The following is a 15,225-nucleotide window of genomic DNA, read 5'->3' on the forward strand; positions in this document are numbered from 1 at the left end:
TTATGCAAAAAGCTGTATTAATTACCGGTTGTTCCAGTGGCATAGGTCTGGTCGCAGCGCAAGATTTGAAAAATAGAGGTTATCGCGTACTGGCTGCCTGCCGTAAACCCGATGACGTCGCCAAGATGGCACAGTTAGGGCTGGAAGGTATTGAGCTAGATTTGGATGACAGTACCAGTGTTGAACGAGCTGCCGCGCAGGTTATCGCGCTGACGAATGGGCGTTTATATGGCCTGTTTAACAATGGGGGTTTTGGCCTGTATGGCCCATTGCAGACCATTTCTCGCCAGCAGTTAGAACAGCAATTCTCCACTAATCTGTTTGGCACCCACCAGCTAACACAATTACTGTTACCGGCGATGTTGCCCCACGGCGAAGGGCGTATTATTCAAACCAGCTCCGTAATGGGGTTAGTGTCAACCGCAGGTCGCGGCGCATATGCTGCCAGCAAATATGCACTCGAAGCATGGTCGGACGCACTGCGCATGGAACTACATGACAGTGGAATTCATGTCAGCCTGATCGAGCCTGGCCCTATTAGCACTCATTTCACGCAAAATGTGAATCAGGCTGAAGCTCATAAACCGGTCAATAATCCGGGTATTGCGAAAAGATTTACGCTACCACCGGAAGCTATACTGCCTAAATTGCGCCATGCGCTGGAAAGCCCGCGTCCGCAACTGCGTTATCCCGTCACCTTGGTCGCCCATGCATTGACCATTCTGCGCCGCCTATTACCGGGGCGAATGTTAGATAAAGTCTTGCGTGGCAACGCTTAAGCGTTATCTCAAATAGCTGGGGTTGAAGCACAGTTTTCTGCCCCCATCTATTGCTAAAACGGATGAGAGAAATAATTATGCTAGCACCCATTACGATTGATATTACTGAAGCGAACCTACATCAAACCTTAGAACAATCCATGACTGTACCGGTGTTGTTCTACTTTTGGTCCGAACGCAGCCAACATTGTCTGCAATTAACCCCAGTGCTGGATAAACTGGCCGCAGAATATGCGGGTCAATTTATTCTGGCTCGTGTCGATTGTGATGCACAGCAGATGGTCGCCTCACAATTTGGTTTGCGCTCTATTCCGGCCGTTTATTTATTTAAAGATGGTCAACCGGTCGATGGTTTCCAAGGGCCACAGCCTGAAGAAGTTATCCGCGAATTGCTGCAACGAGTGTTACCAAGACCTGAAGAGTTGAAAGCCGCAGAAGCTGCGCAATTGATGAGCGAAGGTAAAGTACAAGATGCGCTGCCACTGCTAAAAGAGGCTTGGGCATTAAGTGGGCAAACTAGTGAAATTGGCCTGCAATTGGCTGATGCGCAGATTCAACTGAACCGCAGTGAAGAAGCTGAAGCCGTTTTAGCCACTATTCCCTTGCAAGACCGAGATACACGCTATCAAGGGTTGGTTGCTCAGATTGAGTTGCTGAAACAAGCTGCTGACACTCCTGAAATTCAGCAATTACAGCAGCAGCTAGTAGAGCAGCCAGATAATGTTGAATTGGCGGTCCAATTGGCATTACAACTGCATCAGGTCGGGCGTAACGAAGAAGCACTGGAACTATTACTCGGCCATCTGAAAAAAGATTTGGCTGCGGCTAATGGCGCAGCGCGTAAGACTTTAATGGATATTTTGGCAGCATTAGGCACCGGTGATGCACTGGCCGCCAAATATCGCCGCCAACTTTATTCATTGCTGTATTGATCGCGGACGTTAATCGCTAAACGTTAATTAACGCCACTGGTTATCGCTATATTCTGATTGGCCGTTTCTTTATTTATTCCTGCGCGGGGCCATCCCGCGCTGTTTTATTCTAATTCAGCCGAGTTTTCTCTCATTTACACGCTTTTACCTCCCTTTAATTAGGCATTTAACGACCCGTCACGTAATATTAAGAAACAAAAATCATTGCTGACAGGAAGTTAAATATGTTTACAGTTATCCCTGTTCTAATCGTCGTCGCCCTGATTGTGGTATTTTCCTCAATCAAAATCGTTCCACAAGGTTTTCAGTGGACTGTTGAACGTTTTGGCCGTTATACCAAAACGCTGATGCCAGGCTTGAATATCGTTGTGCCATTTATGGATCGTATTGGTCGCAAAATCAATATGATGGAACAGGTGCTGGACATCCCATCTCAAGAGATCATTTCTCGCGATAACGCCAATGTGGCTATTGATGCGGTTTGCTTTATCCAAGTCATTGACCCCGTAAAAGCCGCGTATGAAGTGAGCAACTTGGAACTGGCTATCGTCAACCTGACCATGACCAATTTCCGTACGGTGCTTGGTTCGATGGAGTTGGATGAAATGTTGTCTCAGCGTGACAATATCAACAGCCGCCTGCTGCATATCGTCGATGAGGCCACTAACCCGTGGGGCATCAAAATCACCCGTATTGAAATCCGCGATGTGCGTCCACCGACTGAATTGATTTCCGCGATGAACGCGCAGATGAAAGCGGAACGTACTAAGCGTGCTGATATTCTGGAAGCGGAAGGGGTTCGTCAGGCCGCTATTTTGCGTGCTGAAGGTGAGAAGCAGTCACAAATTCTGAAAGCTGAAGGTGAGCGTCAATCTGCCTTCTTACAGGCAGAAGCGCGTGAGCGTGCGGCAGAAGCTGAAGCACAAGCCACCAAAATGGTTTCTGAAGCCATCGCGGCCGGTGATATTCAAGCCATTAACTACTTCGTGGCACAGAAATATACCGATGCATTGCAGCATATCGGTTCGGCCAATAACAGCAAAGTCATCATGATGCCGCTGGAAGCTAGTAACCTGATGGGCGCTATCGGTGGTATTGCTGAACTGATTGGTGAGAGTAAAAACAGCCGAGGTAAATAACCATGCTGGAGGAAATTGCAGCAAATCCAAACTGGTTCTGGCTATCACTCGGCGGGCTACTTCTAGCCGCTGAAATGCTCGGTGCCAGTGGCTATATGCTGTGGAGCGGTGTTGCCGCCGTGGTGGTCGGCATCTTGGTCTGGCTATTTCCTTTTAGCTGGGAAATGCAAGGTGTGCTGTTTTCCGTCCTAACCGTGGTCGCTGCCTTCCTGTGGTGGTATTGGCTCAGTAAACGTACCAAGCCGCAACCCGCGATGCTCAACCAACGTAATCATCAACTATTGGGAACACGAGCAACATTGACCGAACCCACAGTTGATGGTTATGGCCGTATGAGAGTGGGTGATAGCAGTTGGCGTATTTATTGCGCCAATGAATTAAGTGCCGGCACAGAAGTTGAAGTGATATTAGTGGAAGGCAATACTTTGCATGTCCGCGAAGTTCGTCACTGATTTATTGCGATTGATAGCGACAAAGACGCATCAAGAGCAGACCGACCAATATAAAGGCGTATTTATCTGAATACGCCTTTACTCTTTTTTGGTGTTCCTGCTTTCTATTTATCGGTAGCGTGACAATTATCAGCAGTGTGGCAATTATCGGTCGTGTGGTTATGGTCGATAGTGTGGCTATGATCGAGAGTATGACAACATCCCGCCAGATTATTGATAATCGGGCAATCGGCCCCCTCATCTCCTGGGCAGCTTTCCGCCAACGCAAGTAACCGCAAGCGCATCTGATTAAGATCATTAATATGCTGCTCGATTTCCGCTACTTTGAGTAACGTCGCGGCTTTAACATCTGCACTGTGTCTGGCCGGATTATGAAATAATGCCAACAGCTCACGACATTCATCCAAAGTGAAGCCAACCTGCCGTGCCTGACGCAATAGCGTTAACTCTTCAATATGTTTGGCGCTGTAGCTGCGGTAACCGTTATCGGTGCGAATAGGCGGTGTCACCAGTTTTTTTTCTTCATAAAAACGGATGGCTTTGCTGGTTAAGCCCGTTTTTTTTGCGACATCGCTAATGTTCATATTTCCCCCTTGACCTTCCCCTTACTAGAAGGTTTAACCTCCATAATTAGTGAAAATGAGACGATGAGTCAAGCGGAATAAAATCTGTACAACTAGAGCTGTCGTGTTGGTCGCCCTACTGACGACCCGAGCGAAATGTGACCGAGAATCCCGACTAAACTTATTTCGACGAATGAGCGGATAAGTGGCTACTCGATAAGGAGTTAATTATGTTGCAAACCACAGTGCTGGCCTTAAACGGGCTTTCCTGTATGAATTGTGCTAAACGCGTTAAAACGGCATTAGAAAGCCGTGAAGATGTTCATCATGCAGAAGTGAACGTTCACTACGCTAAAGTGACTGGTGAAGCAGAGGCTAAAACGCTGATCGAAACTGTTCAACAAGTCGGTTATCAGGCACAAGAAGCTCAGGCTCCGGATGTCGAGCTACAACTTTCAGGGTTGAGCTGCGGGCATTGTACCGAGAACACTCGTAAAGCGCTGGAGGCGGTTCCTGGTGTGATTGCCGCTGACGTGTCACTCGATAGCGCCAAAATATACGGCAAGGTTGATGCACAAACGCTCATTGAGGCAGTGGAACAGGCAGGTTACCACGCGACCCTGCAAGGGGTACAATCCCCAAAAACTGAGCCGCTGACTCACTCAGCCCAATCTCAGCCGGAATATCAGGCAGCGGCCTCTTCGACCATTCCGGCAACAGATAGCGATAGTGTCCAGTTATTACTAACAGGGATGAGCTGCGCCAGTTGCGTATCCAAAGTGCAACATGCGTTAGAAGGGGTTGATGGTGTCGAGGTGGCTCGGGTCAATCTGGCTGAACGTAGTGCTTTGGTCACCGGTCATCCCAGCAATGATGCCTTAATCGCTGCGGTCAAAAATGCCGGTTATGGTGCGGAGATCATCGAGGACGAAACAGAGCGGCGCGAACGCCAACAACAAATGTCGCACGACAGCATGAAGCGTTTCCAGTGGCAAGCCGCGCTGGGCCTGCTATTAGGTATCCCATTGATGGGCTGGGGGCTTTTTGGTGGCAGTATGACACTGACGCCAGAAACCCAAACACCCTGGTTGATTGTGGGGATCATCACTCTACTGGTGATGATATTCGCCGGTGGCCACTTTTATCGTAACGCTTGGGTTAGCCTGAAAAACGGCAGCGCCACCATGGATACCTTAGTGGCGTTAGGGACAGGTGCGGCATGGGTTTATTCCATCACGGTGAATATCTGGCCGGATGTTTTCCCGATGGAAGCTCGCCACCTTTATTATGAAGCCAGCGCCATGATTATCGGGTTGATTAACCTCGGCCATGCGATGGAGCAACGAGCCAGACAGCGCTCATCCAATGCACTGGAGCGGCTGTTAGATCTTGCGCCGCCAACAGCAAGATTAGTGACGGATCAAGGTGAGCAAGTGATCCCACTGGCCGATGTCCAACTGGGGATGACCTTACGTTTGGCCACAGGTGACCGTGTGCCGGTTGATGGCGAGATTGTGCAAGGGGAAGTGTGGATGGATGAAGCCATGCTGACCGGTGAACCTATCCCACAACAAAAATCAGCCGGTGATGTGGTCCATGCTGGCACGCAAGTGCAAGACGGATCAGTGGTATTCCGTGCCAATGCTATCGGCAGTCAAACCACCTTGGCGCGCATTATCAAACTGGTTCGCCAAGCACAAAGCAGCAAGCCAGAGATCGGTAAACTGGCCGATAGGATCTCAGCAGTCTTTGTTCCCACCGTGGTTGCTATTGCCGTGTTCGCTGGGCTTATCTGGTATTTCTTTGGCCCACAACCGCAACTGGTCTACACCTTGGTTGTTGCGACCACGGTGCTGATTATCGCCTGCCCTTGCGCATTGGGCCTTGCAACACCAATGTCGATTATTTCTGGTGTGGGCCGAGCAGCCGAATTCGGCGTTTTGGTTCGCGATGCTGATGCATTGCAGCAAGCAAGCAACCTCGATACTTTGGTATTCGACAAAACGGGCACCCTGACCGAAGGGCATCCGCAAGTCGTCGCTATCCACACCTTCAATGGCGTGAGTGAACAGCAAGCGCTGACATGGGCTGCGGCGCTGGAAACAGGCTCTAATCACCCACTGGCTCGCGCTATTTTGCAGCGCGCAGAGGGAATGACACTGCCGAGCATCAGCCAATTCCGCACTTTGCGTGGTTTGGGTGTCAGTGGCGAGGTTGATGGTATTCCGCTGCTACTGGGGAATAATCGTCTACTGGAAGAGCAACAAATTGATACTCACGAGTTGCAATCGCTGATGCAGCAACAAGCTGAAAGTGGCGCGACACCGGTGATTCTAACGGCTAGTGGTAAGCCAGCGGCTTTGCTGTCGATTCGTGACCCCCTGCGCAGTGACAGTGTCAGTGCGCTGCAACGGCTGCATTCGCTAGGTTACAGTCTGGTGATGCTAACCGGTGATAACCCGATAACGGCCAATGCAATCGCGAAAGAAGCGGGTATTGATCAGGTCATTGCGGGTGTATTACCTGATGGTAAAGCCGAGTCTATCAAACAGCTGCAAGCTGCTGGACATAAAGTGGCGATGATTGGCGATGGCATCAATGATGCGCCAGCACTGGCACAAGCAGATGTTGGGATTGCCATGGGAGGAGGGAGTGATATTGCCATTGAAACTGCGGCTATCACCCTGATGCGTCATAGTCTGCACGGGGTGGCAGATGCCGTTGAGCTTTCCAAAGCCACGTTGCGGAATATGAAACAAAACCTACTGGGTGCCTTTTTCTACAACGCACTGGGTATTCCGATTGCTGCGGGTATTTTGTTCCCGTTCACCGGTACATTACTCAGCCCCGTGGTCGCCGGCGCAGCGATGGCGTTATCGTCTATCACTGTCGTCAGCAATGCTAACCGCTTATTGCGTTACAAGCCTAAACAGTAATCTTTTTCGATAACCTGATGGCGCACAATACAGTTTTGTGCGCCATTTAACGTTATTCATTTCAAGCCAGAAAGGTATAGCATAGGAGGAAATGCGAAAAAAGGAACGATATGGGCCAGTTATTACGCCGTATTGCGGCATTTCTAGGAATGGCTGCACCGGCAACTTACCGCTATCCTGCGCTGGATATCACGTTACCCGGCGAACGTCACTTTCATATGGTCGGTAGTATCCATATGGGAACAGATGGTATGTTTCCCCTTCCCCACGATTTGCTCAATAAATTAAATCAGGCTGATGCACTCATTGTTGAAGCTGATATCACCGAAGCCGCCCCCTCTTTTGGTCAGGATACTCTTGTTGAGCCTTTGGTTGACCGGTTACCCGAGGAGCACTATCAGCAACTCCTGCAGCGTTGCGAAGAGATGGGTAATGACCCGCTTACCATGGCCTTTCTGCCCGCATGGCAAGTTGCCTTGATGCTTCAAGCCCGTCAGGCACAACGATTGGGATTGCGGGGAGAGTACGGTATCGATTATCAATTATTGAAAGCGGCGGCGGCGCAAGATAAGAAGGTCATTGAATTAGAAGGTACACAAATGCAACTCGATTTACTCGAGGCATTACCTGACAACGGCATGTCTTTACTGCTTGATACCCTGACCCATTGGCACACTAATGCCCGCTTATTACAAACCATGATGGGCTGGTGGTTGGAGCATCATCCGACGACAGACCTAACCACGCTGGCCCCAACTTTTAGCCAACATCTCTATGATGTGCTGATGATTCAACGAAACAAACGCTGGCAACAGTTGCTTGAACAGTTACCGTCTGGGCGCTATGTGGTTGCCGTCGGCGCATTACATTTGTACGGTGAGGGAAATCTGCCTGAATTATTAAAGCCGGCGACCACTAATCAAAAATGACCGAAAAAAATGGCCGATATCGCTATCGGCCAGTCAAAGAGGAATTTTCGTTATTTTAGTTATTAAGCGCTCACATACCTTGCGGATATGATGAGTAGCAAGTATAGGGTAGCAACCTGATGATTAGATTAGCAACTATCATTCACGATAACTTGCTCACCGGATGACCATCACGCTGATTTTCTTCGGTTAATTTTAATACACTATCTCATCGTTGCGGTAGGATAACTTACCTGAATGAGTCTTCATTTTTAATCGGACCTTTATTATGACACCTGCTGTTGTTTTGCTGGAAAAACAAAAAGTTCCTTTCACGCTGCACCCCTATCATCACGATGCAGCTGAAACCAATTTTGGCGATGAAGCCGTTAAGAAGTTGGGCTTAAATGCGGAACAGGTCTATAAGACATTGCTGGTCGCGTTAAATGGTGACGCCAAAAACTTGGCTGTCGCAGTTACCCCAGTGGCAACTCAGCTTGATCTCAAGAAAGTCGCGCGAGCGCTAGGGGCAAAAAAGGCTGATATGGCTGACCCACAATTAGCACAGCGAACAACCGGTTATTTAGTCGGCGGCATCAGTCCATTAGGGCAGAAAAAACGCTTACCTACGGTGATTGATACTCAAGCTCAAGAATACAGCACTATTTTTGTTTCGGGTGGCAAACGGGGGTTAGATATTGAATTAGCGGCTGTGGATTTATGTCGCTTATTACAAGGTGTTTTTGCTGATATCGCCAAACGGGATTGATTTGTTGATAGCCTCGCCGTGCCAAGTTGCACCAATGACGCGACATGGCAGAACTTCATTATCAGAAGCCCCCACCCATTGATGGAGGCTTCTAGATGAGACTTATTGATACACAATTTCGCCTTTCGGCTGATATTGGCTGGCATCTAGCGGGGAGTGCTTTTCAATATACTGTTTCAGCACTTCAGCATCGATAAAACCAGTGTTGACATAGCCTGGTAGCGTATCAATTTTCGGATAGCCATCACCACCTAACGCATTGAAATTCAATGTTGCCAAACGATAGGTTTTATTCGGTTCTACTGGTTTTCCCTGTATTTTCACTTGACTGACACCATGACCATCAGCAACCAGACTCACATTAGCAAATTGCGCATAAGCCCCTGAATCTACTTTTTTATTGGCCACAACCGCTAAGTATTTTTCAACCTCACTGCCTTTCATATCGGCATAGACCAATGTGTTCCCAAATGGCTGCACCTTGAGCACATCTTTATAGGTAATGTCGCCTGATTCGATAGAATCACGAACACCACCACCACTCATTACGGCGAAGTCAGCGCCTGCCCGCTCCATTTGTGCCGCTAAAAGTACTCGTGCCAAATTGGTCTGCTCAAAGCGAACTTTACTGCGATCACCTTCAAGTTTACCTTTCACACTGCCCACTTTGACATCCAACTGTGCCTTGCCCTGCTCCTCAAATGGAGTCAGCAATTTGAGCATTGACGGGTCTTGGGTAATCTCTTGTGTATAAAAGACACGTTCACTCGTGCCATCAGCCTTTTCAACTTTTTTCTTTAAGTTGATTGGGATTAACTGATAGCTAACCAATTTCAATTCGCCATTGCGGAAAGTAAAATCAGCGCGGCCGACATATTTACCCCACTCATGGGCCTGTACAATCCAAGTCCCATTCTGACGATCTGGTGCACAAGGCGTACCGGGAACATAATCAGCCTGCTTGTGGTTCTCGCTAGCCATACACACAGGGTCTTGTGAGTGACCACCCACTATCATATCCAAATAACCAGCCGGTAAGCTGCGGGCCATCTCGACATCACCCGGCGCGTTAGAACCATGCTTTCCATCGTCATAATGCCCCATATGAGTTGCCGCAATAATAATGTCAGGCTTCTCAGTTTTTCTCAGTTGCTCAACAACTTGCTTTGCTTCAACTGCGGGTACTCGAAATTCAATGTCAGTGAAATACTCGGGATTGCCGATCTTGGCGGTATCATCCGTGGTCAAGCCAATCACCGCAATTTTGACGCCTTGTTTATCGAACAGCGCGTATGGCTTGAACAAGCGCTGTTGAGTGCTTTTCTGATAGATATTGGCTGAGAGTAACGGGAAGGTGGCCCACTTTTCCTGTTGGCGCAACACGCTAAGCGGATTATCGAATTCATGGTTACCAATAGCCATCGCATCATAGCCGACTAAATTCATACCACGGAAATCAGGTTCCGCATCTTGTAAGTCGGATTCTGGTACGCCGGTATTAATATCACCACCGGAGAGTAATAGCAGGCTTCCCCCCTGCGCGGCGACTTGTTGACGAATACTATCGACCAGTGTTTTTTGTGCTGCCAGACCATACTCGCCGTGATCGTTTTGCCAGAAGTGCCCATGATGGTCATTGGTATGCAGTACGGTGATATCGTAAGTTTTATCTTTTTCCCAGGCTGCAGCCCATCCAGGTGCAAACACCAGCGACACAGCCAAAGCACCGGCTGTGGACGATAATGAAAAACGCATCGCAACTCTCCAGATTGTCGTTAATACCTGCTCAATAAGTGCCAACTCAATGAGTAAAATTGGTGTATTGCATAGCAATAACATGATAAATCAAGGTAATACCGTGATCAGTCTCATATTGATGTGCCGTAGCACATAGATACATTTCAGAACTCTGGAATATATATCAAATTGTGTCTGATGTAGTAAAAATCCTTAGATCTGCATAGTATGTATTCATTACCAACATACTATTAACAGTGAAAATTATTAGGCGAATACTCACTATGACCGATCGTTCTGATACTGCACCTCCTCCACTCGTGAATACATCAGTAAAACGTACCTCTTTCTCTATTTTGGGGGCGATCAGCGTATCTCACTTGCTCAACGATATGATCCAATCGTTGATTCTGGCGATTTATCCCCTATTGCAAGCCGAATTTTCACTGAGTTTTGCCCAGATAGGGTTGATCACTTTGACCTACCAGCTCACCGCGTCGATGCTCCAACCGCTGATTGGCTTATATACCGACAAACATCCGCAGCCCTACTCCCTGCCAATTGGTATGGGGTTTACGCTGTCGGGAATTTTGCTATTGGCTGTCGCGACAACATTCCCAGTGGTGTTACTGGCTGCTGCGTTGGTGGGAACCGGTTCATCGGTATTCCACCCGGAATCATCGCGAGTCGCTCGCATGGCATCTGGTGGCCGTCATGGTATGGCTCAATCTGTTTTTCAAGTCGGGGGCAACTTCGGTAGTGCGCTCGGCCCTTTGCTTGCCGCGATCCTTATCGCACCTTATGGCAAAGGCAATGTCGGCTGGTTTTCACTCGCGGCATTACTCGCGATTGTCGTACTGTTACAAGTCAGTAAATGGTATCAACAGCAACAGCGAATGACACATGGGAAAGCTGTAAACGTCTCATCGGTAAAAATGCTACCCAAAAAGACCGTTATTAAGACTTTAGCGGTCTTGCTGGTACTGATATTCTCTAAATACTTCTACTTGACCAGTATCAGTAGCTATTACACCTTCTATTTGATGCATAAGTTTGGTGTTTCGGTACAAAACGCGCAAATACACTTATTTGTATTCTTATTTGCAGTTGCTGCTGGGACCATTATTGGCGGCCCTCTAGGGGATCGCATAGGACGGAAATACGTTATTTGGGGGTCTATCTTGGGTGTTGCACCCTTTACCCTCATTTTGCCCCATGCTTCTTTGTATTGGATGGGCATTTTGACGGTGATAATCGGTGTCATCCTTGCATCGGCCTTCTCTGCGATACTGGTTTACGCACAAGAGCTTATTCCTGGGAAAGTGGGCATGGTATCCGGCTTATTCTTCGGTTTTGCTTTCGGTATGGGCGGTTTAGGTGCGGCTGTACTAGGGTATGTTGCTGATTTAACCAGTATTGAACTGGTCTATCAAATATGTGCATTCTTACCATTACTGGGGATATTCACTGCCTTATTGCCCAATATAGAAGATAAGTAATAGTAAAAATCTTATAATCCCGACTGAGACATGTGTTTCAGTTGGGAGTTTTCCCTGTGTAATCGTGACAAAAAGAGCAAATCCCTCATAAACAACCGCTTCAAACAAATTCCATGCCAAAGTAGACTTTTATCGATAAAAAATGAATTTTTATCGCGCATTGATCGCATAAATGCAATAAACTAATGTTATTGCTATGAAATGCTTACTTCTCTGCCTACATCAAGATATTTCCCCATGCAGGAAGTTAACAAGCGAAAAGTCCCGAAGCGCTTTCTCTGCTAAGTGATTCGAGTTATTGAATACAGCCAACACGTCTGCAATAGGTAAGATGGCGGGTATAACTAGAAGGAGTCTGGATGCACCATTCAACACCCTTAATCACCACGATCGTCGGGGGCCTTGTTCTCGCCTTCCTCTTGGGCACACTGGCTCACCGGCTGCGTATCTCTCCGTTAGTGGGATACCTTGCAGCAGGGGTGCTTGCCGGGCCATTCACGCCAGGTTTTGTTGCAGATACATCATTAGCACCCGAGCTGGCTGAAATTGGTGTTATTTTGTTGATGTTTGGTGTCGGACTTCACTTTTCGCTTAAAGATCTCCTCGCAGTAAAATCAATCGCCATCCCCGGCGCTGTGGCACAAATTGCCGTCGCTACCCTATTAGGTATGGGGCTATCTCATGTATTAGGCTGGGATTTAATGGCAGGATTTGTCTTTGGTCTTTGTCTATCAACCGCCAGTACCGTGGTATTGCTGCGTGCGCTTGAGGAGCGGCAATTGATTGATAGCCAACGAGGGCAAATTGCGATTGGCTGGTTGATTGTTGAAGATTTGGCAATGGTACTGACTCTCGTGCTATTACCTGCTTTCGCGGGTGTCATGGGCAATGAAACCACCAGTTTGGGCAACTTATTCACCGAGCTCGCCATCACCATTGGTAAAGTCATCGCGTTTATTACGTTGATGATTGTTGTCGGCCGCCGACTCGTACCATGGATACTGGCTAAAACTGCCAGTACTGGCTCGCGGGAACTGTTTACACTGGCGGTGTTGGTTTTAGCGCTGGGTATCGCCTACGGCGCCGTCGGGCTATTTGATGTCTCCTTCGCCCTCGGTGCCTTCTTCGCCGGCATGGTACTGAATGAATCAGAGCTTAGCCACCGCGCGGCGCAAGACACCTTGCCGCTGCGTGATGCCTTTGCCGTCTTGTTCTTCGTGTCAGTCGGTATGCTGTTCGATCCGATGATATTGATACGTGAACCACTCGCTGTATTGGCGTCATTGGCTATCATCATCTTCGGTAAGTCAGCGATAGCTTTCGCCTTAGTGCGGATGTTTGGGCACTCTAAACGTACTGCACTCACCATTTCCGTTAGCTTGGCACAAATCGGGGAGTTTGCTTTTATTTTGGCGGGTCTGGGGATTTCACTCGGCTTGATGTCTGAACACGGCCGTAACCTTGTCCTCGCAGGCGCGATTCTCTCCATTATGCTTAACCCACTATTGTTTACATTATTGGATCGATATTTAGCCAAGAGCGAAACGATGGAGGATCTTATTCTGGAAGAAGCTGTTGAAGAAGAAAAGCAGATCCCTGTTGATTTGTGCAACCACGCGTTATTAGTGGGTTATGGTCGTGTCGGGAGCTTATTAGGGGCGAAACTGCATGCTGAAGGCATCCCGTTAGTCGTTATTGAGAACTCTCGCCCAAGAGTGGAAGCGCTGCGTGAACAAGGCATCAATGCCGTCTTAGGCAATGCTGCGAGCAGTGATATTATGTCGTTGGCGCGATTAGACTGCGCACGCTGGTTATTACTGACTATCCCAAATGGCTACGAAGCCGGTGAAATTGTTGCATCGGCCAGAATTAAACGGCCCGATCTGGAGATAATTGCTCGCGCTCATTATGACGATGAAGTGGTTTATATCTCAGATCGTGGTGCAAACCAGGTCATTATGGGCGAACGTGAAATTGCCAACAGCATGCTGAATTTGCTGAAAATAGAGACACTCACGGAAGAAGATAAACTCCCTGTTTGCCCAATCTAAACTGCATTTCTGTTATATCCTGAGAAACCATTTCGGGTGATATAAACAAGCAGGGCCGGCAATCTATGCCGGCCCTGCTTATATTTAGCGACTAATCGCTATAGATTATCGTTCCCAGTATGACTCTTCCAAACTATCTTCACGCTCAGGTAAGCCGCGGGTTAAACGAGGTGAATGCTGATTCAGTACCTGATAGCTGACCCGATTGGCATACTTACACACTTGAGCCAAAGATGAATAACTCAGGTAGCGGCGAACATGTTTACTGGAATTAGGTACATTATTACGATGAAAGCCATTGGCAGCGATATCATGCAATACCGCAGATAATGCACCATCGCCCGCGCCATTAGTGTTCATTATTTTCTCTGGCCCCCCCATATAAGGAGCAATATGCGAGAAAATACGCAGCGGATTATCGCAATGCGCTTTGCGCATTGCACGACTGAATTCGTACAGGTTAAATTCTGCAATCTCACCAGGTAGTAATGGATGTTGAGTCTGGCGCTTATTCGCCTCTTCGGTATAACCCGCCATATAAAGACCATTAGGGCCCGCGGTACAAAGCACCAAATCTACCCAGTCCAACGCCATGTCGGAAGCCATCAAAGGGTCATTAAGCCCAGTCAACTCACAAGCCTCATCTTCATTCATGGCTAGAATGGAAATATGCTCATTTAAGAAATCTCGCCACCACTGCGGATTATCTGCAATGACATATTTAGTACCAAGTGTCATCACGACAGGAACATCATATTTCTTCGCGTAACTGATTGCTTGCATAGTAGCATCAGGCATCGGCTCACCGGGCTTACAACGCACTAAATAAGCCGTCAAAACCAAAGCAGATGCTCCCGCGATGACCTCTTCCGGAATGCTTTCAGGGCGAAGCTGATTCATTTGGCCTGGGCTAATAGCAAATGTGCGCTCACCATTATCCGTGATCAACGTAAAGCATCGGCCAATCGCGCCATCAACTGCCTGCAAATAATTTAAGTCCGTCCGGCTGGAGGTATTACACAGATAGCGATAAGCATAGCTACCAATCTTGATATTACTGCACATGGTACCCAAGAGAATGGAGCGGTCATCAGCAAGCACAGAGTAATTGTGCAACGTATTACCGATCGTTCCCCCCGCAAACTCATGCGTAATCAGCTCATTACGTATCAGTTCCTGATAAAGACGCTCAGCAACATCATCCTCAATCACCAACGAATGCCCCTGACTAAGGCCATAACGGGTAATAAAGTTCTCATCGACCTTCGCTTCAATATCAACCAGCGTCTGATCAATGCCAACAATGTAAGATGTGCTCACTTCATTTTCAGCCTGCGCCGGTTGCAATAAGGGATCACGGGCGTTGACAGGAAAATAGTGCTTGGATTTACGTTTACCAGGAAATTTCATAATGATGAATTTGGGAATATGGAAGTGGCAAGATAAGGAACTTTATCACA

Annotated in this window: 12 protein-coding genes; 9 read left to right on the plus strand and 3 right to left on the minus strand. The window is 47.9% G+C overall.

Annotated features, from left to right (window positions below; all coding sequences use genetic code 11):
• Positions 1–2 precede the first annotated feature (2 nt).
• The 4 genes from BN68_RS19275 to BN68_RS19290 all read left to right on the plus strand — a co-directional run bounded on the left by BN68_RS19275 (position 3) and on the right by BN68_RS19290 (position 3,302).
• Positions 3–779: an SDR family oxidoreductase gene (locus BN68_RS19275; protein ID WP_019212829.1), complete on the plus strand. Its 777-nt coding sequence runs from the start codon at positions 3–5 to the stop codon at positions 777–779.
• A gap of 77 nt (positions 780–856) precedes the next feature.
• Entirely contained in the window at positions 857–1,711 is an 855-nt protein-coding gene (locus tag BN68_RS19280) for a co-chaperone YbbN (RefSeq protein ID WP_019212830.1), read from the plus strand.
• Positions 1,712–1,935: 224 nt separating this feature from the next.
• Entirely contained in the window at positions 1,936–2,850 is a 915-nt protein-coding gene (locus BN68_RS19285; RefSeq protein WP_005158246.1) for an SPFH domain-containing protein, read from the plus strand.
• A gap of 2 nt (positions 2,851–2,852) precedes the next feature.
• Positions 2,853–3,302 carry an NfeD family protein gene (locus BN68_RS19290; protein WP_019212831.1) on the plus strand — a complete coding sequence of 150 codons (450 nt, stop codon included), beginning with the start codon at positions 2,853–2,855 and terminating at the stop codon, positions 3,300–3,302.
• A 104-nt stretch (positions 3,303–3,406) separates the two neighbouring features.
• On the opposite strand, the gene cueR is transcribed toward BN68_RS19290, so the two are convergent.
• Positions 3,407–3,886, minus strand: coding sequence for a Cu(I)-responsive transcriptional regulator (gene cueR / locus BN68_RS19295; RefSeq protein ID WP_019212832.1), 480 nt, complete (start codon positions 3,884–3,886; stop codon positions 3,407–3,409).
• A 209-nt stretch (positions 3,887–4,095) separates the two neighbouring features.
• Here cueR and copA point away from each other — a divergent pair, with 209 nt between their 5' ends.
• From copA to ybaK, 3 genes are all read left to right on the plus strand, one after another.
• Entirely contained in the window at positions 4,096–6,801 is a 2,706-nt protein-coding gene (gene copA, locus BN68_RS19300; RefSeq protein ID WP_019212833.1) for a copper-exporting P-type ATPase CopA, read from the plus strand.
• A gap of 110 nt (positions 6,802–6,911) precedes the next feature.
• Positions 6,912–7,730, plus strand: coding sequence for a TraB/GumN family protein (locus tag BN68_RS19305; RefSeq protein WP_019212834.1), 819 nt, complete (start codon positions 6,912–6,914; stop codon positions 7,728–7,730).
• A gap of 268 nt (positions 7,731–7,998) precedes the next feature.
• Complete coding sequence (gene ybaK / locus BN68_RS19310; RefSeq protein WP_019212835.1) at positions 7,999–8,478, plus strand: Cys-tRNA(Pro)/Cys-tRNA(Cys) deacylase YbaK; 480 nt, start codon at positions 7,999–8,001, stop codon at positions 8,476–8,478.
• Between the two features lie 102 nt (positions 8,479–8,580).
• On the opposite strand, the gene ushA is transcribed toward ybaK, so the two are convergent.
• On the minus strand, positions 8,581–10,233 hold the full coding sequence (gene ushA / locus BN68_RS19315) for a bifunctional UDP-sugar hydrolase/5'-nucleotidase UshA (RefSeq protein WP_019212836.1): 1,653 nt from the start codon (positions 10,231–10,233) through the stop codon (positions 8,581–8,583).
• 266 nt (positions 10,234–10,499) lie between these two features.
• On the opposite strand from ushA, the gene BN68_RS19320 reads away from it, so the two are divergent.
• On the plus strand, positions 10,500–11,714 hold the full coding sequence (locus BN68_RS19320; protein ID WP_019212837.1) for an MFS transporter: 1,215 nt from the start codon (positions 10,500–10,502) through the stop codon (positions 11,712–11,714).
• 359 nt (positions 11,715–12,073) lie between these two features.
• Complete coding sequence (ybaL, locus tag BN68_RS19325) at positions 12,074–13,765, plus strand: YbaL family putative K(+) efflux transporter (protein WP_019212838.1); 1,692 nt, start codon at positions 12,074–12,076, stop codon at positions 13,763–13,765.
• Positions 13,766–13,870: 105 nt separating this feature from the next.
• Here ybaL and BN68_RS19330 read toward each other — a convergent pair whose 3' ends face one another.
• Positions 13,871–15,175: an inosine/guanosine kinase gene (locus BN68_RS19330; protein ID WP_019212839.1), complete on the minus strand. Its 1,305-nt coding sequence runs from the start codon at positions 15,173–15,175 to the stop codon at positions 13,871–13,873.
• Between the last annotated feature and the right edge of the window lie 50 nt (positions 15,176–15,225).

The sequence above is a fragment of the Yersinia massiliensis CCUG 53443 genome (genome assembly GCF_000312485.1).
Lineage (GTDB): Bacteria > Pseudomonadota > Gammaproteobacteria > Enterobacterales > Enterobacteriaceae > Yersinia > Yersinia massiliensis.

What these genes read in the sequence shown, in the direction of transcription:
- BN68_RS19275 (WP_019212829.1), top strand. Translation starts at nt 3, where the DNA reads ATGCAAAAAGCTGTATTAATTACCGGTTGTTCCAGTGGCATAGGTCTG.
- BN68_RS19280 (WP_019212830.1), top strand. Translation starts at nt 857, where the DNA reads ATGCTAGCACCCATTACGATTGATATTACTGAAGCGAACCTACATCAA.
- BN68_RS19285 (WP_005158246.1), top strand. Translation starts at nt 1,936, where the DNA reads ATGTTTACAGTTATCCCTGTTCTAATCGTCGTCGCCCTGATTGTGGTA.
- BN68_RS19290 (WP_019212831.1), top strand. Translation starts at nt 2,853, where the DNA reads ATGCTGGAGGAAATTGCAGCAAATCCAAACTGGTTCTGGCTATCACTC.
- cueR (WP_019212832.1), bottom strand. Translation starts at nt 3,886, where the DNA reads ATGAACATTAGCGATGTCGCAAAAAAAACGGGCTTAACCAGCAAAGCC.
- copA (WP_019212833.1), top strand. Translation starts at nt 4,096, where the DNA reads ATGTTGCAAACCACAGTGCTGGCCTTAAACGGGCTTTCCTGTATGAAT.
- BN68_RS19305 (WP_019212834.1), top strand. Translation starts at nt 6,912, where the DNA reads ATGGGCCAGTTATTACGCCGTATTGCGGCATTTCTAGGAATGGCTGCA.
- ybaK (WP_019212835.1), top strand. Translation starts at nt 7,999, where the DNA reads ATGACACCTGCTGTTGTTTTGCTGGAAAAACAAAAAGTTCCTTTCACG.
- ushA (WP_019212836.1), bottom strand. Translation starts at nt 10,233, where the DNA reads ATGCGTTTTTCATTATCGTCCACAGCCGGTGCTTTGGCTGTGTCGCTG.
- BN68_RS19320 (WP_019212837.1), top strand. Translation starts at nt 10,500, where the DNA reads ATGACCGATCGTTCTGATACTGCACCTCCTCCACTCGTGAATACATCA.
- ybaL (WP_019212838.1), top strand. Translation starts at nt 12,074, where the DNA reads ATGCACCATTCAACACCCTTAATCACCACGATCGTCGGGGGCCTTGTT.
- BN68_RS19330 (WP_019212839.1), bottom strand. Translation starts at nt 15,175, where the DNA reads ATGAAATTTCCTGGTAAACGTAAATCCAAGCACTATTTTCCTGTCAAC.